We start from the raw sequence: 18142 nt of genomic DNA, 5'->3' as shown, positions 1-18142 counted from the left end.
GGAGCGGATGCAAATGGCTATTATACATGAAACGGTTGGTTTGGATTTATTGATGGAAAATCTACAAGAAGAGTTCGGGAAGCAGAAAATTGAGCCGCTAGTTGAAGCGAGCGAACGATATCAGCAACGTCATCCAAATAGCACAGCTACGGAGTGGACGAATGCGATGGTGCTCGATTCATTGAGCAGAATTGACGAAGCGAATGCATACTGGACGTTTGTCGCTGCGCGTATTTATTTATTCGATGTCTATGCAAAGCAAAAGGCGTTGCGTGGAGCGGATGTGTATACCGATTTTGCGAAAAATGTAGAACGCTTGGTGGAACAAGGATTGTATACGCCTGTTTTGACTGAGAAATATAGCACAGAAGAATTGAATGAGATCGGACAGTTGTTGGAGCCAACCCGCGACTTGTTATTTACGTATATTGGCTTGAAAACATTGGTCGATCGCTATGTTACTGTGAATTTCTCTAAGCAATCTGTGGAACTTCCGCAAGAGCGTTGGTTAATTATCGCGATGACGTTGATGCAGGATGAAACGGAAGATCGTATACATAAAATTAGTGAAGCGTACTGGGCGATGAGCAATTTGTATATGACGGTTGCGACACCGACATTATCGAATGCAGGCAAGATGCACGGACAACTGTCTAGCTGCTTTATCGACACGGTGGATGATTCATTGCAAGGCATTTACAACAGCAACACAGACATTGCGAACTTATCGAAATTCGGTGGCGGCATTGGCGTCTATATGGGTAAAGTTCGTTCGCGTGGTGCATCTATTCGTGGATTTGAAGGTGCGTCAAGTGGTGTGCTACCGTGGATCAAGCAATTGAACAACACGGCAGTTAGCGTCGATCAACTCGGTCAGCGACAAGGGGCCGTGGCAGTATATTTGGACGTATGGCATCGGGATATCTTCACGTTCCTAGACTTAAAACTCAATAACGGTGACGATCGTTTACGTGCACATGATATTTTCACAGGTGTTTGCTTGCCGGATCTATTTATGGAGAAAGTCGAAGCACGTGAAGAGTGGCATTTATTCGATCCACATGAAGTGCGTACGAAGATGGGCTATTCATTGGAAGATTTCTATGATGAGAAAAAAGGTGAAGGATCGTTCCGCGACAAGTATGAAGAATGTGTTCGTAATCCCGAACTTTCAAGAGAGACGGTTTCCGCAATTGAAATTATGAAACGTGTATTGCGTAGCCAGTTGGAGACCGGTACACCGTTTATGTTCTACCGCGATGAAGTGAATCGTACGAACCCGAATAAGCATGAAGGAATTATTTATTCTAGTAATTTATGCACAGAAATATTACAAAATATGTCGGCTACTACATTTGAATCAGTTTCATTGGAAGACGATCTAGTCGTTACACGTACGAAGCCGGGCGATTTCGTTGTGTGTAATTTATCTTCTATCAACTTAGGTAGAGCTGTAACAGCGGATGTGTTGGACCGTTTGATTACAATCCAAGTGCGTATGCTCGATAACGTTATCGATCAGAATAAGATTCCTGTTGTACAAGCGCAGCGTACGAATGCGCGCTACCGTGGAATTGGCCTCGGTACATTCGGTTGGCACCATCTGTTAGCATTGAAAAACATTCAATGGGAATCCGATGAAGCGGTAGATTTTGCAGATAAGCTCTATGAAAATATTGCGTATTTAACGATCAAAGCTTCTATGGAATTATCGAAGGAGAAAGGTGCGTACCCATTGTTTGATGGTTCGGACTGGCAGACAGGAGAGTACTTTGAGCACCGTGAATATGATTCCAATAAATGGCGTGAACTGCGCATGGACGTAGCAATTAACGGAATGCGTAACGGCTATTTGATGGCTGTTGCACCAAATAGTTCGACGTCTGTTATCGCCGGCTCAACAGCGTCCATCGATCCCGTATTCAAACCGTTTTACCATGAAGAGAAGAAAGATTATAAGTTGCCGGTCATCGCACCGGATTTGGATCATAACACGTATGATGTCTACCGTCGTTCAGCGTACATCGTTGATCAGCGTTGGTCTATTAAGCAAAATGCTGCGCGTCAGCACCATATTGATCAGTCGATTTCATTCAATATTTATGTACCGAACTCCATCCGTGCGTCCGTGTTGCTCGACTTGCATATGCAAGTATGGAAATCCGGAATGAAAACGACGTATTATATGCGTTCCACAGCTTCTGAAATTGAGGAGTGTGAGTGGTGTCATTCTTAATTGCTTACGCTTCTTGGAGCGGAAACACGGAAGAAGTGGCAGAGTTAATCGCTGAAAATCTAAGCAGGGAAGGGATTGCGGTCGATACACATCGTATCGGCATGGGCACCTTGCCGGAAATTAAAGAGTATGACGCGTTCTGTATAGGTTCCTTTACATGGGAAAAAGGAGCAACGCCTGATGAAGTGAAGGATTTTGTGGCGGATATCGGTTATAAACCTGAAACCGTCTACGTATTCGGTACAGGGGATACGCAATTTGGCGGAGATGAATTATTTTGCAAAGCGGCAGAAAAACTAGCGCGCTTCTATGATTCACCGTTTGAACCACTAAAAGTCGAACAAAGCCCACGTGGCACACAAGAACAATTAGTAACGAATTGGACGAAGGGAGTGCTCGACCATTGGCGACACTTACACGAGTAAAAGTATTAAATCCAGCAAATCCGAATAAAGCAACAGCAATTTTCGGCGGGGAAGCAAGTGGAATTCTAAATTGGAATGACATCGCGCACCCACATTTCTATACACTACGTCAGCGCATCCGCTCTCTTTTTTGGACAGCAAATGAAGTAGACATGACACAGGATGTGAAGCAGTTTGCACGTCTAACAAAAGAAGAACAAGCAGCTTTTCTGAAAATCATTGGCTTGCTCGCAACTTTGGATGGTCCACAAACCGTCATCGCAATGAAGATTGCAGACTTCACGACAGATCCTTCTGTTAAGTCGATCATGGCAACGATTGCCGACCAGGAAAGTGAACATAACCATAGCTATGCCTACGTTTTATCGTCCGTCACGAACTTAGACAAGCAGATGGAATCATTCGAAATGGGTCGAACGGATGAAGTCTTACTAAAGCGAAACGAAAGAATCGTAGACATCTATAACGAATTCGCAGAAAATCCAACAATCGACACCGTGCTAAAGGCAATGGTTTATACGACATTACTAGAAGGTTTATTCTTCTACAGTGGTTTCGCGTTCTTCTACAACCTAGCCCGCCATCAAAAGATGGTCGGCACATCCACGATGATTTCATATATCAATCGTGACGAACTCCAGCACGGCAAAGCAATCAGCGATATCTTCCGCGCAGCACTCGCGGAGAATCCTGAATACAACACAGATGAATTTACAGAATGGATCTATGACCAGTTCCGTCATTCGGTAGAGCAGGAAATCATCTGGAGCCGATACGTACTAGGCGAAATTGATGGCCTCGAATTGGACGAGATGGAAGGCTACATTAAATACCGCGCGAATAAAATGCTGCGGATGCTAGGCTTGAGCGAAATTTACCCAGAGTTCACCGACAATCCGATGAAGTGGATTCGTGCGTATGTTGATAACTTTGACGATACAAAGACGGACTTCTTCGAACAAACGAGTCGCCAGTATGTGAAGACTAGTGATCTGAACGGTTTCGACGATTTATAAGTAGGTATAAGGAAGAAGGAAGCGCTCAAACGCGCTTCCTTTTTGTTATTTATAGTTGGGATATAGTTCCGCGCTCATAGAAAGTGTTGCCGCGCTCATAGAAAGCGTCCCCGGGCTCATAGAAAGCGTTGCCGCGCTCATAGAAAGCGTTGCCGCGCTCATAGAAAGCGTTGCCGCGCTCATAGAAAGTGTTGCCGCGCTCATAGAGAGTGTTGCCGCGCTCATAGAGAGTGTTGCCGCGCTCATAGAGAGTGTTGCCGCGCTCATAGAGAGTGTTGCCGCGCTCATAGAAAGCGTCCCCGCGCTCATAGAAAGCGTCCCCGCGCTCATAGAAAGCGTCTCCGCGCTCATAGAAAGCGACCCCGCGCTCATAGAAAGCGACCCCGCGCTCATAGAAAGCGACCCCGCGCTCATAGAAAGCGACCCCGCGCTCATAGAAAGCGACCCCGCGCTCATAGATAGCGTCCCCGCGCTCATAGAATCCAGTCCCGCGCTCATAGAAAGCGATCCCGCGCTCATAGAGAGTGTTGCCGCGCTCATAGAAAGCATCCCCGCGCTCATAGCCCACGCTCAATACAACAAAAAAAGCGAGTGGATACAATATCCACTCGCTTTTCTATTAGAAATTATTACTTCTCAACAGTCTCTTTGTGCATAGTCTTGTTCTTCGCAAGATTTACGTGCCAAGATAAAGCTTCTTCCAAGATGTGTGGAGTTTGTCCACCAACTTGTTCAACTGCTCTGTCATAATAATCACGTAGCTCTTCTTTGAAGTCCGGGTGAGCACACACTTCGATTAGCTTTTCAGCTTTTTGTCGTGGAGCCAAGCCGCGAAGATCCGCGTAGCCTTGTTCTGTAACGATTACGTCTACATCGTGCTCTGTGTGGTCTACGTGAGAACAGAAAGGTACGATAGATGAAACCGCTCCGCCTTTTGCATATGATTTCGTAACGAAGATTGCGATACGTGCGTTACGTGCGAAATCTCCAGATCCACCGATACCATTCATCATACGTGTACCGCTAACATGTGTAGAGTTAACGTTTCCGTAGATGTCTAGCTCAAGTGCTGTGTTGAATGAAATGATGCCCAGACGACGGATGACTTCTGGATGGTTAGAAACCTCTTGTGGACGGAATACAAGCTTGTCGCGGTATTTAGCGATATCTTCATTTAAGTTGTCCAAACGTTTCTTAGAAAGTGTCAATGAAGTCGCAGAAGCGAACTTAACTACACCATCATCGATCAAGTCGAAAATTGCATCTTGAAGAACTTCAGAATATACTTCGATGTCTCTGAATTCAGATGTTCTCATACCGTCAAGAACAGCGTTAGCTACAGAACCAACACCTGATTGAAGTGGCAATAATGATTCATCCATACGGCCAAGTTTGATCTCGTCGCGTAAGAAGTTCAACAAGTGATTTGCAATCTCTTGTGTTTCTTCGTCTGGAGGAACGATAGGGGAAGGAATATCACCTTGTTCCGTAATGACGATACCGCGTACTTTAGCAGGATCTACTTTGATACCTGGCGTACCGATTTTATCTGTTGCGCTGTAAACAGGGATTTCTTTTCTCTCGCCTTGTTGAGCAGGGATATAAATATCATGTAAACCTTCGAATTCAGCTGGTGCATTTACGTTCAATTCGATAATTACGTTTTTCGCTTCTTGAACGAAGATTGGTGAGTTACCTACTGAACCAGTCGGTATAATTTGACCGTCCTCAGTAATTGCCGCTGCTTCGATAATTGCATAATCAATAGGTCCGATTACGCCTTGGCGAATCCACTCAGCTGTATGTGAAAGGTGCTGATCTATATAGAAAGAATCACCTGAGTTAATCTTCCCGCGCATTGTTGGGTTACCTTGGTAAGGAACACGTAAGTTAATGATGTCTGCTTCTGCCATCAACTCATCAACGTTTGGCCCAAGAGAAGCTCCAGTGAAAACGTTTACTTTGAATTTCTCAGTTTTACCTCTTTCAGCTAATGCCAATGGGACCGCTTTCGCATCTCCAGACAAAGTAAAGCCACTTAAACCTAAAGACATTCCATCCTCGATCCAAGATGCAGCTTCTTTAGCTGTAACAATCTTATCTTTTAGTGCTTCACAACGAAGGACTTTGTTTAATTCGTTTGACACGGTATCATCCACCTAACCTTTCATTTTGTATATAATTCTATCAGTTATTCAAATAAAATCAACACAATGTTATAGGAACTAGACTAATTCTCCCATAAGATCTTTTTCTCTTACTTTTACATGAGTAAAGTAGAGTTCTCCCTAGCTTTTGAAGGAGAATGATCGTATTGCTTGGAGGAAATAGGGATTTCCCCAATAGAAGGCTTGTGTGTAACGCGTATAATTGATGAATATAAAGATATTTTACTAGAGTCAGATGATTTGTTATGTAATACAAGAAAACAGTTAGGGATTTCCCTGTGGAAAATTCAGAGTAGTTTGTACTCCGTTGGGTAATATGTTTAATACGTCCGTGTTCCTGGTTGCTACATTCTTAGAAGGAGTGGAAATGTTCGATGAAAAAAAGATTCGGATTACATTATTTTAAACCTGTCGAAAGTTATTCGGGAAATTGGTCGGTGCTAGAAGAGAAAAGCCGTGATTGGGAAAATATGTACCGCCAGCGCTGGTCGCATGACAAAGTGGTGCGTACAACGCATGGCGTAAACTGTACGGGTTCCTGTAGTTGGAAAGTATTCGTAAAGAACGGCATCATCACATGGGAAAATCAGCAAATCGATTATCCTTCCTGTGGTCCTGATATGCCGGAATTTGAACCGCGTGGGTGTCCACGTGGTGCATCGTTTTCTTGGTATGAATATAGCCCGCTGCGTGTGAAGTATCCTTATATAAGAGGGAAGCTGTGGCGCATGTGGAACGAAGCACTACAAGAAACAAAGGATCCTGTGAAGGCTTGGACAGCGATTGTCGAAGATCCTGACAAGACGAATGAATACAAGAAAGCGCGTGGTAAAGGCGGACATGTCCGTATTCATTGGCGCGATGCTACGCTATTGATTGCAGCTCAACTCATTTACACCATACAGAAATACGGTCCAGATCGTATCGCAGGGTTTACGCCAATTCCCGCGATGTCGATGGTCAGTTATGCATCAGGTGCGCGATTGATTTCATTGCTTGGTGGGGAAATGTTGAGTTTCTACGACTGGTATGCGGATCTACCGCCTTCCTCTCCACAAATTTGGGGCGAGCAGACAGATGTTCCAGAGTCTAGTGACTGGTTCAATGCAGGGTATATCATTATGTGGGGATCCAACGTTCCATTAACTCGGACACCGGACGCGCATTTCATGACAGAAGTTCGCTATAAAGGAACGAAAGTTGTTTCGGTTGCACCGGATTATGCGGAAAGTGTGACACATGCTGACGATTGGATCGCGGCTAACCCTGGAACGGATGCAGCGGTTGCACAAGCGATGACACATGTGATTTTGGATGAATTCTATGAAAAACGTAAAGAGCCGACATTTTTAAACTATGCGAAACAGTATACCGACATGCCGTTCTTGATCATGCTCGAACCTCATGAAAATTCCTATAAGGCTGGCCGATTTTTACGTGCAAGTGATTTAGGACAGCAATCAGAGCATGCTGAGTGGAAGCCGGTACTATTTGATGAAGCAAAAGATGAAATCATTGTGCCTAACGGGACGATGGGACAGCGTTGGGAGCAAGACGCGAAATGGAATTTGCAACTTGAAAATCCAGATGGTACGAGAGTCGAGCCAGCATTGTCTGTGGAAAAGCACGGGGGCGAGTGGCAAGAAATTCATTTCCCTTATTTCGATAACCGAGGCAATGGCACATTTAAGCGTCCAATCCCAGCGATGAAAGTGCAGTTTGCGGACGGTACAGAGCGTTTAGTCGCTACGACGTATGATGTCATGCTGAGTCAATACGGTGTCAATCGGATCGATAGCGCGCTTGAAGCGACTGGTTATGATGATGTGACTTCTATTTATACGCCAGCATGGCAAGAAGCGATCACGAACGTTAAACCGGAGCTCGTTACGCAAATCGCGATGGAATTTGCGCAGAACGCAATTGATACGGGTGGCCGCTCGATGATTATTATGGGTGCAGGCATCAATCACTGGTTTAATAGTGACACGATTTACCGCGCCATCTTGAATTTAGTTACACTCACTGCTTCCCAAGGTGTCAACGGTGGAGGTTGGGCACATTATGTAGGTCAGGAGAAATGTCGTCCAATTGAAGGATGGAGTACGATTGCCTTCGCAAAAGACTGGCAAGGACCACCACGTTTGCAAAATGCTACGTCATTTTTCTACTTTGCGACTGATCAGTGGAAGTATGAAGAAGCGGGCGCGGATACGTTAATGTCACCGCTTGGAGGCGAAGCGAGATATCAACATCCAGCAGACTATAACGTACTCGCTGCAAGACTTGGCTGGTTACCTTCATATCCACAGTTCAATAAAAACAGTTTATTGCTTGTAGAGGAAGCGGCGAAACTCGGCAAGACCGCGACAAATGAAGTCGTTGAACATGTGGTAGATCAACTGAAGTCAGGGGAGTTACAATTTGCGGCACAAGATCCGGGGGCACCAGAAAACTTCCCACGTTCGCTATTTGTTTGGCGTTCGAACTTAATCTCCAGTTCCGCAAAAGGTCAAGAATACTTCATGAAACATCTACTCGGCGCATCTAGCGGCTTGTTAGCTACACCGAATGAAGACATGAAACCTGAAGAAATGGTTTGGCGTGATGAAGTAGAAGGAAAGCTCGATTTGCTCGTGGCACTCGATTTCCGTATGACTGCAACGCCTCTGTACGCAGATCTCGTGTTACCAGCTGCTACATGGTATGAAAAAGTAGATTTATCGTCTACGGATATGCACCCATTCGTTCACCCATTCAATCCAGCGGTCAATCCGCTGTGGGAATCTCGTTCGGATTGGGATATTTACCGCACCATCGCTGAAACTTTCTCTGAACTAGCGAAAACGCATTTGCCTGGTGTTTACAAAGACTTGGTTACGTCGCCACTTGCGCATGATTCCATTCAAGAAATCGCGCAACCATTCGGTGAAGTACGTGATTGGAGTAAAGGGGAAATTGAAGCGATTCCAGGGAAGACGATGCCAAGTATGACGATTGTTGAACGTGATTACACGAAAGTTTACGATAAATACATTTCGCTCGGACCTTTATTATCTACAGGCAAGACGGGGGCGCATGGCGTCAACTTCTCGGTTGCTGAAGAGTACGAAATGATGAAAGGGATCAATGGAGTGTATGACGACGATACGGTGAAAAATGGCTTGCCGAAGTTATTCACAGCGAAACATGCAGCTGAAGCGATGTTGACGCTGTCTTCCGCAACGAACGGAAGGGTATCGCAACGGGCGTTTGAGGCGGCTGAACATGACACGGGCGTTGAACTGAAAGACATTTCAGCAGACCGTGCAGCCGAGCGTTTTACCTTTGCTAATATTACAGCGCAACCACGTGAAGTCATTCCGACACCTGTGTTTAGTGGATCCAATAAATTAGGACGTCGCTACTCGCCATTTACAACGAATATCGAACGACTTGTACCATTTAGAACATTGACAGGCAGACAGCACTTCTATGTGGATCACGAATTATTCCTTGGATTTGGAGAAGCATTACCTGTTTATAAACCAACACTTCCGCCGTTCGTCTTCGCGGATCGCGACGCTGAAATCGTTGGCGGACAAGATGCACTCGTTTTACGTTACTTAACACCGCACGGCAAGTGGAATATTCACTCCACGTATCAAGACAATCAGCATATGTTGACGTTATTCCGTGGCGGTCCGACGGTTTGGCTCTCGAATCTAGATGCAGATGAGCACGGAATCGATGACAACGACTGGCTTGAAGTATATAACCGAAACGGTGTCGTTAACGCACGTGCGGTCGTCAGTCATCGGATGCCTAAAGGAACGATGTTTATGTACCACGCACAAGATAAGCATATTCAAATGCCGGGCTCGGAAATTACTGAGCAACGCGGAGGAAGTCATAATGCACCAACGCGTATTCACATGAAGCCGACGCAAATGGTAGGCGGCTATGCTCAGCTTAGTTATGGATTCAATTACTACGGACCGATTGGTAACCAGCGTGATGTCTACGTCGCGGTTCGTAAGATGAAGGAGGTCAACTGGCTTGAAAATTAAAGCGCAAGTTGCGATGGTGATGAACTTAGACAAGTGTATCGGGTGTCATACATGTAGTGTGACATGTAAAACGACGTGGACGAATCGTGAAGGTGCCGAATATATGTGGTTCAATAATGTTGAAACAAAACCAGGTATTGGCTATCCGAAACGATGGGAAGACCAAGAACTTTATAAGGGTGGTTGGCAATTACGTAAAGGAAAGCTAGAACTGAAATCCGGTTCAAAACTTTCTAAAATCGCATTAGGTAAAATCTTCTACAACCCGGATATGCCAGAAATGAAAGATTACTACGAGCCGTGGACGTATGATTATGAAAAATTAACATCTGCCCCAGACCGGAAGCATACACCAATCGCGCGTGCAAAATCGGTCATCACAGGCGAATATATGGATCCTGAATGGGGTCCGAACTGGGAAGATCAGTTAGCGGGTGCACATATTACAGGCCCGACTGATCCGAACATCGAAAAAATTGAAGAAGAAATCAAGTTCAACTTTGAACAAGCGTTCATGATGTACTTGCCTAGACTATGTGAACACTGCTTGAATCCGAGCTGTGTAGCATCATGTCCTTCAGGTGCGATCTATAAGCGTGATGAAGACGGTATCGTATTAGTTGACCAAGAAGCTTGTCGTGGTTGGCGTTACTGTACGACGGGTTGCCCATATAAGAAAGTCTATTTTAACTGGAAAACGAATAAAGCGGAGAAATGTACATTCTGCTTCCCGCGTGTGGAGTCGGGCTTGCCGACAGTTTGTTCTGAAACATGTACAGGACGTATCCGTTATTTAGGCGTTTTATTATATGATGCAGATCGCGTACTAGAAGCGGCATCAACACCGGATCCGAAAGATTTGTATGAAGCGCAATTGGACCTATTCTTAGATCCGAACGACCCGGAAATCATTGAACAAGCACTTCAAGACGGTATTTCGGAAGACTGGATCCAAGCGGCGCAAAACTCACCGGTATATAAATTAGCCATTGAATATAAGCTGGCATTCCCATTACACCCAGAGTATCGTACATTGCCAATGGTTTGGTATGTACCGCCACTTAGCCCAATCATGAATTACTTTGAAGGAAAAGACTCCATTAAAAATCCGGATATGATCTTCCCGGCTATCGAAGAAATGCGTATACCACTTCAATATTTGGCGAATATGCTAACAGCGGGAGATGTAGAAACGGTGAAAGGTGGCTTGCAACGTATGGCCATGATGCGTTCGTACATGCGTGCAGTATCTTCCGGCAAAGAATTTGATGAAACAAAGCTCGAACGTGTCGGATTGACCGCGAAACAGACGAAGCAAATGTATCGACTTCTTGCGATTGCGAAGTATGAAGATCGTTTTGTTATTCCTACTTCCCATAAAGAAGATCAAATGAATGTCTACCGTTCGCAAGGTTCTGCAGGGTATGACGGCATGGGCACATATGGCGAACAAGCGCCTACTCAAAGTCCGTATTCCTATTCCGTAATGGGTTCGGATGGAGGTTGTGATGGTTGTGGACCTGCTTCACCAGGAGCACCAGTAAAAACGGGTAAGGAAATTTATGAAGAGAATTTCTATGGGGGGATCTGGCGTGATTAATCTTGATCTCTTATATGACAAGAAAACGATTTTCGGTTTCTTTTCCAACCAGCTTAATTATCCTGAAAAACTAACATTTCATCCGTCCGTTTGGGATGAATTCGTAATGAGTGATGCAGCGGGTTATGAAGATATGCAAACCTACTGGGAGCAAATGCAAACGTATAGCTTGGACGAAATCCAAGAGATGTACACGTCCACATTTGACTTCCAGAAAGACGCAACATTGTTCATGACTTATGTGAAATTCGAAGACTCTAAAGAGCGCGGTCAAATGCTCGCTCGCTTGAAAGTGTTGTATGAAATGTTCGGCTTGAATATGCCGGATGGTGAACTGTCTGACTTACTTCCGTTAATGTGCGAGTTTATTTACGCAGCCGAATGGAAGGGGGATCCGCGGGCGCAGCAAAGTTTCTCTATGCTGCTCGCGGTCATTGAAGATGGAAGTTACTTTTTAATGAAAGCTTTAGAAAAGTATGAAAGCCCTTATTTCTATTTGATACGGGCACTGCGTGAAACATGTAAATCGTGTATTCAACGGGAGGTTTCTGCTAATGACTAGTCAATTCCTATGGGTCATTTTTCCGTATATTTGTATCGCTGTTTTTATAGTAGGGCATATATTCCGCTATAAAAATGACCAGTTCGGTTGGACCGCAAAGTCCAGTGAATTTATTGAGAAAAAGCAATTAATGATTGGTAGTTTGCTGTTTCATATCGGAATCTTCCCCGTCATTTTAGGGCATGTGGCGGGTCTAGGGATTCCGAAAGAATGGACACGCGCGATAGGTATCAGTGACCATGTGTACCATATAGGTGCGGTTTGGGGCGGAGGATTTTTCGGTGTAATGACGCTTGTTGGGATGATCATTTTGACATCTCGCCGCTTTACAAAGCCGAAAGTGCGAAAGCTTTCTTCTACTTCCGATTTAATTGTTAATACGTTTTTGTTGTTCATCGTATTTATCGGTGTGTATAGCTCGCTAATTACGAACACGATGACACCTGGCTTTGATTATCGGGACACGATTTCGGTGTGGTTTAGATCATTACTCATATTCCAACCGGAAGCAGCCTATATGGCGGCTGTCCCGATTGCGTTCAAATTGCATATTTTAACCGGATTTTTCATTTTTGCGATGTGGCCGTTCACGCGATTAGTGCACGTTTGGAGTGTGCCGTTGAATTATGTAGGGAGAAGTTATATTCTATATAGAAAACATCTACCGGGCAAACAGAACACTCTACGTTAAGCGAATGATAAAAATAGGAGATTACGTCTATGACTGGACAACAGAATTTTAATTTCCAATTAGCTATAGACCAGTTAAAAGAAACACTTGATGCGGATTTCATCGGATTGGCGCTAGTGGATGTAAGTAAATATTCTTATGAATTAAAATGGCGCTATGTCGCCGGGAACATCAGTTTACGTTATCGGAAAATTGTTCTTAGTTCAGGCAAAGGCGTAGCGGGATTGGTGTTCAAAACAGGGAAACCGATTCGGGTAGAAGAGGCGGATGAACGAATAGATAATCTAGACCTTTATAATTATCCGATTATCGCCTTTGAAAAGCTGAAAAGTTTTGGCGCCATTCCTTTATTTAAAGGTGATCACGTACAAGGCGTGTTACTCGTTGGCTACCGTGAACCGAAAAAAATGACGGTGGAAAAGTTTGAACAGTATAAGTTGACGGTCGGCACGAAGTTTGGGCCGTTTCATCATAAGGAGCGATTGAAAGATGACGCCATCGAGCAGTGACAACGTACCGGAGTTATTACAGATGCTTTACAATCGTACAACGGAAGCCATGTTCTTTTTTGGGGCTGAAGGTCAAATTCTATCAATGAATGAAGCTGCCAAACAAATTATTGAACCCGAACTTTATCATAAGATGCAGCAAGGTGAAGCTGATTCAATCTGTTTTACGTGTCGTGGCTATACGAGTGAAGATGAACAGATGACGTGTGTCTCTTGTTTTATGTCCAATCCTGGGCAAACGTTGACATCTTTCCAACTATACTTAGAAACGAAAGGTCTAGGCATCGTACCGTATAGTGCAACGTATCAAGTGATTGACGAACAACAACAGATTTCCGTGCTGATGCTACGGAATCTGACACTTCAGACGCAAACACAAGAAGTGCTCAATCAAAAGTTGCGTGTCAAGCAAGTGATTCAAGCGCAAGAGAACGAGCGTAAACGGATATCGAGAGAATTGCATGATAGTGTGGCGCAAGAGATGCTTAGTTCATTAGTCGATTTGCGCGTGTTGAAATATATGAATGTAGATGAAGATGTGCTGGGAAAGTTACGTCAGACAGAAGGTTCACTCATGCGGTTGCTTGATGATATTCGCCATTTGTCCGTTGAGCTTCGTCCAGCTGTGTTGGATGACTTTGGTTTGGAAGCGGCGTTTCGAACGCATATTAAAGGGTTAGAAAAAAACTTTGGATTGGTCGTTCATTTTGATTCGGATTTGAAACGCAGTCGCTATGAAGGGGAAATGGAGACGGTCGTTTATCGAATCGGGCAAGAAGCGATTTTGAATGCGTTGAAATACGCAGAGGTAGATGAAGTCTTCTTATCTTTGAAAGAAGTGCAGGGGAATTTGAAGTTGGAAGTACTTGACGAAGGTGTTGGTTTTAACGTCAATGATTTTACTCCGGGAGGTACGGGTCTTGGCTTGTTTGGAATGCGTGAGCGTGTCGAATTGGTAGGTGGAAACTTACTGATTGTATCTAACGCACATGAAGGAACAAAAATCCAAGTCGAAATTCCGGTAAAGAAGGAGAGGGCAACGAGTGAAAATCATAATAGCTGATGATCATGCAGTCGTCCGTACAGGATTTATGCATATTTTGAATTTCCAATCTGATATGGAAGTCGTCGCAACGGCTGCAGATGGATTGGAGGCATATGAATTAGTTGCCAAACATAGACCGGACATTATTTTACTAGATTTAAGCATGCCACCCGGTCAAAGTGGTTTAATTGCGACAGGTAAAATACATGAGGATTTCCCTGAGACGAAAATTGTTATTTTAACGATGTATGATGATGAAGAGTATATGTTCCATGTACTAAAAAACGGAGCATCGGGTTATGTGTTGAAAAATGCACCGGACGAAGAGCTATTAAGTGCGCTACGCCTAGTCTATGATGGCGGCACCTACGTACATCCTTCCATGGCGACATCGCTCGTGCGAGAGTTTGTGAAGAAGGGCTCTAAGCCGACAGATGAAGACGATCCGTTCAAGATTTTATCAAAGAGGGAAATTGAAATCTTGCCGCTTGTCGCAAAAGGGTATGGTAATAAGGAAATTGCGGAAATGTTGTATATTTCTGTGAAGACGGTAGAGGCGCATAAGGCAAAACTGATGGATAAACTTCATCTGAAAAGCCGTCCAGAATTAGTAGAATATGCGCTGCGAAAGAAGTTTTTAAACTTCTAATGAAGGAGGTGGAGGAAGATGGTCAACCAAAGTTTCACCCATACGTTGCCAGCCTTGCGTGTGCTAGAAAATGAACACCGCTTCTTAACGCATGAAATGAATCAATGGCATGCGATTGTTTTAGATTTTGAAAACGAACGCTTTTCTCGCGAGGAAGGCTTGGTTGCGCTTCAGCAATTACGTAAGCTCGTTATAGAATTCATTGATCCACTAAAAAATCATACGGAAAAGGAAGAGAAATTCTTATTTCCTATGCTGGCTAAATATGTAGGCAGCGATCAAGGACCTGTTCAGGCAGTGCAAGAAGAGCATAATGAAATTGATGCGTTTATTGGGCATTTCCTTCACCATACAAGAGGAGACTTATCCCAGTTTACACTGCAGATGATGCAAGATGTGGTGAAAGATGCAGGAGAAGCGTTCGAAGTCATGATGATTCACTTCATTAAAGAAGAGAATATCATCTTCCCAATGGTGTTATCTGTTTTACGAGCGAATGAACAAGAGGAGCTGTTCGAACAACTGTATACATCTATTTTGCCAGAGTCGTAAGTAAAGCGGGGAGTCATTTAGGTAGTTTCGTAACTAACTTTAGATTGGATGGATTGCTATGACACAAAAGATCCAATTGCCGTTACAGACGGCAAATTTAGTCGTCGGTTTCATGGTATGGGTGCTCATTTCATCTTTGCTACCATTTATTAGCGAAGATATTAGTATAGCGCCTGAACGCGTGGCCATCATTACAGCAATTCCCGTAGTACTCGGTTCCGTTTTGCGTATACCGCTTGGTTATTACGCCAATGTGTATGGCGCGCGCGTCATGTTTTTCATTAGTTATATCGTGTTGCTATTTCCTGTCTACTACATAAGTGAAACGTCAACCGTGACAGGATTATTAATCGGTGGTACGTTGCTAGGTGTAGGGGGCGCAGTTTTCTCTGTCGGCGTAACATCGCTACCGAAGTATTATCCTAAGGAAAAGCACGGTTTAGTCAATGGTATTTACGGTATGGGGAATATAGGGACCGCGATTACGACGTTTTCAGCCCCTATACTAGCAATGAAATTCGGCTGGACTCTGACGGTTAAAATGTATTTGGTTTTACTACTTGTGTTTATCGCATTGAATTTCTTCTTGGGTGATCGCAAGGAAGTAAAAGTAAAGGCACCGATTGTTGAGCAAATTAAAGGTGTCTATAAAAATGAGAAATTGTGGTTCTTCTCGCTATTCTATTTCATTACGTTCGGATCATTTGTGGCGTTTACCGTGTTCTTACCGAGTTTCCTCGTTAATTACTTTGAATTAGATAAAGTTGACGCAGGTCTTCGGACGGCAGGATTCATCGTAGTGGCGACATTCTTGCGTCCAATCGGTGGTTGGTTAGGGGATAAATTTCAACCATTATTCTTGTTGATGGGCTGTTTTGCTGGGTTAACTGTAGCGTCTATCGTTCTAGCATTTTCGCCTGATATTGCGCTCTATACAGTGGGAAGTATAATGATTGCGGCAGCTGCGGGAATTGGAAACGGCGTTATCTTTAAATTGGTGCCAATGTACTTTAGTAAACAAGCGGGTACGGTCAACGGGATTGTTTCGATGATGGGCGGCTTAGGCGGATTTTTCCCTCCTTTATTGCTGGCAACGATCTTCTCGATGACAGGTTCTTATTCAATCGGCTTTATGGCATTCTCTCAAGTTTCACTAGCGAGTCTCGTATTGGTCGTTTGGTTGTATTATATGGATCGTGTCAGTCTATCAAAAGAAGTGTTCGATTCGACCAGACAAGGGATTTTAGTAACCAATAAATCAGGAGCTATTGTGTTAGTCAATCCAGCGTTTACGCAGTTGACGGGCTATAGTGAAGAGGAAGTGCTAGGTAAAAGTCCGAATGTATTAAGCTCGGGGCGTCATGATCGCGCGTATTACGATACTATGTGGTGTCAGATTGAAGAACATGGTGTATGGCAAGGTGAGATTTGGAATAAGAAGAAAAACGGTGAAGAGTATTTGGAGTTTTTAACGATTAGTGCTGTGAAAGATGGGACGGGAGACATCGTTCAATATGTTGGATCATTTAGCGATATTAGTCCCGAAACAGCAGAAGGCAATCAGTTACTATAACTGATTGCCTCGCTTGTTTTAGATGAAAGGGTGCGGATGAAGTGGAAAATCGTTATTCAAGACAGACATTATTTCAGCCGATAGGGAATTCAGGGCAACAATTTTTGGCGGAGTCCCATGCCGTTATTATCGGTTGCGGGGCGCTTGGTTCGTCTATTTCGGAGACACTTGTTCGCGCGGGGATTGGCAAGGTGACGCTAGCGGATCGTGATTATGTAGAAGCATCAAATTTACAGAGACAACAATTATTTACGCAAGCGGATGCGCGAAATAATCTGCCGAAAGTAGTGGCAGCTGAGCGCAGATTGCGCGAGATTCGAGAAGATGTGAACATTCGAACGGTGTTGGATCATGTGGATGGTCCGTTGCTTGCGGAGATTGCTGTGGATGCGAATGTATTGATTGATGCGACGGATAATTTTGAGACGCGTTTGTTGATCAATGATGTCGCTTGGTCGCTTGATATTCCATGGATTTATGGGGCAGTTGTCGGCAGTTCAGGCAGCGTGTTTCCTTTTATTCCAGGCAAGACAGCTTGTTTCCGTTGTCTACTACCTGTCCTTCCATCTGTTAATGAAACATGCGATACGGTAGGAGTTATTGCACCAGCTGTTCAAATTTCCGCTGCGCATCAAAGTGCGGAAGCATTGAAATGGCTGACGGGAAATCGGTCGGCTATGCGTACAAAACTACTGCATTTTGATGTGTGGAATAATACATCTATAGAAGCGGGAATCAGTCGAATGCAAAATCCGCAATGTGAAACATGTGGCAATCATCCGACGTATCCCGCGTTACATCAGTCTTCAGGCACGCAATACGCGGTGCTTTGTGGTAGAGATACGGTGCAAATTATACCTGACGCTGGGCGGGAGTTGTCCTTAGCTGACGGCGTGCAAGTAGCCAAGCGATTGCAGACGGAGTACCGCGAGACGCCATTTTTCGTTGAGTTTCAAGCGGAAGGCTATCGCTGTATTTTATTTGGAAATGGACGGTTATTAATACATGGTTTGAAAGATATGCGAGTGGGTAGGAAAATTTATCATTCATTATTTGGTTAAGGGGTG

The 18142-nt window shown here is 44.2% G+C and carries 15 protein-coding genes; 14 read left to right on the top strand and 1 reads right to left on the bottom strand.

What is annotated here, in order from left to right; translation table 11 throughout:
* Positions 1-7: 7 nt before the first annotated feature.
* The 4 genes from CSV79_RS05410 to CSV79_RS05395 are packed head-to-tail and all read left to right on the top strand — an operon-like array spanning position 8 to position 4335.
* Positions 8-2236 carry a ribonucleoside-diphosphate reductase subunit alpha gene (locus CSV79_RS05410; RefSeq protein WP_099688020.1) on the top strand — a complete coding sequence of 743 codons (2229 nt, stop codon included), beginning with the start codon at positions 8-10 and terminating at the stop codon, positions 2234-2236.
* Positions 2224-2661, top strand: a complete 438-nt coding sequence (locus tag CSV79_RS05405) for a flavodoxin (protein ID WP_099688019.1) — start codon at positions 2224-2226, stop codon at positions 2659-2661. Before CSV79_RS05410 ends, CSV79_RS05405 begins: the two co-directional genes overlap by 13 nt.
* Positions 2640-3677 (top strand): ribonucleotide-diphosphate reductase subunit beta, encoded by a 1038-nt coding sequence (locus tag CSV79_RS05400; protein ID WP_099688018.1) that lies wholly within the window; start codon positions 2640-2642, stop codon positions 3675-3677. Before CSV79_RS05405 ends, CSV79_RS05400 begins: the two co-directional genes overlap by 22 nt.
* Before the next feature lie 55 nt (positions 3678-3732).
* Positions 3733-4335 carry a hypothetical protein gene (locus CSV79_RS05395; RefSeq protein ID WP_099688017.1) on the top strand — a complete coding sequence of 201 codons (603 nt, stop codon included), beginning with the start codon at positions 3733-3735 and terminating at the stop codon, positions 4333-4335.
* Here the strand turns inward: CSV79_RS05395 and CSV79_RS05390 are convergent.
* Positions 4307-5824 (bottom strand): succinyl-CoA:acetate CoA-transferase ScpC, encoded by a 1518-nt coding sequence (locus CSV79_RS05390; RefSeq protein WP_099688016.1) that lies wholly within the window; start codon positions 5822-5824, stop codon positions 4307-4309. The two genes, CSV79_RS05395 and CSV79_RS05390, sit on opposite strands and share 29 nt — an antisense overlap.
* Positions 5825-6219: 395 nt before the next feature.
* Between CSV79_RS05390 and CSV79_RS05385 the strand changes: the two genes are divergently transcribed.
* From CSV79_RS05385 to CSV79_RS05340, 10 genes are read left to right on the top strand one after another with little or no spacing between them, the layout of a single operon-like run.
* Complete coding sequence (locus CSV79_RS05385) at positions 6220-9894, top strand: nitrate reductase subunit alpha (RefSeq protein ID WP_099688015.1); 3675 nt, start codon at positions 6220-6222, stop codon at positions 9892-9894.
* Positions 9884-11494, top strand: a complete 1611-nt coding sequence (gene narH, locus CSV79_RS05380) for a nitrate reductase subunit beta (protein WP_099688014.1) — start codon at positions 9884-9886, stop codon at positions 11492-11494. The genes CSV79_RS05385 and narH overlap by 11 nt, the downstream gene beginning before the upstream one ends.
* Positions 11487-12056: a nitrate reductase molybdenum cofactor assembly chaperone gene (gene narJ, locus CSV79_RS05375; protein WP_099688013.1), complete on the top strand. Its 570-nt coding sequence runs from the start codon at positions 11487-11489 to the stop codon at positions 12054-12056. Before narH ends, narJ begins: the two co-directional genes overlap by 8 nt.
* A complete protein-coding gene (narI, locus tag CSV79_RS05370; protein ID WP_099688012.1) occupies positions 12049-12747 on the top strand; it encodes a respiratory nitrate reductase subunit gamma in 699 nt (232 codons plus the stop codon). The genes narJ and narI overlap by 8 nt, the downstream gene beginning before the upstream one ends.
* 29 nt (positions 12748-12776) lie before the next feature.
* The gene (locus CSV79_RS05365) at positions 12777-13256 is read left to right on the top strand and encodes a GAF domain-containing protein (RefSeq protein ID WP_099688011.1); all 480 of its coding nucleotides are present in this window, start codon (positions 12777-12779) and stop codon (positions 13254-13256) included.
* Entirely contained in the window at positions 13237-14319 is a 1083-nt protein-coding gene (locus tag CSV79_RS05360; protein ID WP_099688010.1) for a sensor histidine kinase, read from the top strand. The genes CSV79_RS05365 and CSV79_RS05360 overlap by 20 nt, the downstream gene beginning before the upstream one ends.
* Positions 14300-14950, top strand: coding sequence for a response regulator (locus CSV79_RS05355; protein WP_099688009.1), 651 nt, complete (start codon positions 14300-14302; stop codon positions 14948-14950). Before CSV79_RS05360 ends, CSV79_RS05355 begins: the two co-directional genes overlap by 20 nt.
* Positions 14951-14968: 18 nt before the next feature.
* Positions 14969-15502, top strand: coding sequence for a hemerythrin domain-containing protein (locus tag CSV79_RS05350; protein WP_099688008.1), 534 nt, complete (start codon positions 14969-14971; stop codon positions 15500-15502).
* 58 nt (positions 15503-15560) lie between these two features.
* Positions 15561-17075, top strand: coding sequence for an MFS transporter (locus CSV79_RS05345; protein WP_099688007.1), 1515 nt, complete (start codon positions 15561-15563; stop codon positions 17073-17075).
* 41 nt (positions 17076-17116) lie between these two features.
* Positions 17117-18136, top strand: coding sequence for a ThiF family adenylyltransferase (locus CSV79_RS05340; protein WP_099688006.1), 1020 nt, complete (start codon positions 17117-17119; stop codon positions 18134-18136).
* Positions 18137-18142 lie beyond the last annotated feature (6 nt).

Origin of the sequence: Sporosarcina sp. P13, assembly GCF_002743055.1 — a bacterium.
Lineage (GTDB): Bacteria > Bacillota > Bacilli > Bacillales_A > Planococcaceae > Sporosarcina.
This window is presented reverse-complemented; position numbering and strand designations above follow the sequence as displayed.

Coding starts and splice junctions, on each gene's coding strand:
- CSV79_RS05410 (WP_099688020.1), top strand. CDS start 8: ATGCAAATGGCTATTATACATGAAACGGTTGGTTTGGATTTATTGATG.
- CSV79_RS05385 (WP_099688015.1), top strand. CDS start 6,220: ATGAAAAAAAGATTCGGATTACATTATTTTAAACCTGTCGAAAGTTAT.
- narI (WP_099688012.1), top strand. CDS start 12,049: ATGACTAGTCAATTCCTATGGGTCATTTTTCCGTATATTTGTATCGCT.
- CSV79_RS05365 (WP_099688011.1), top strand. CDS start 12,777: ATGACTGGACAACAGAATTTTAATTTCCAATTAGCTATAGACCAGTTA.
- CSV79_RS05360 (WP_099688010.1), top strand. CDS start 13,237: ATGACGCCATCGAGCAGTGACAACGTACCGGAGTTATTACAGATGCTT.
- CSV79_RS05350 (WP_099688008.1), top strand. CDS start 14,969: ATGGTCAACCAAAGTTTCACCCATACGTTGCCAGCCTTGCGTGTGCTA.
- CSV79_RS05345 (WP_099688007.1), top strand. CDS start 15,561: ATGACACAAAAGATCCAATTGCCGTTACAGACGGCAAATTTAGTCGTC.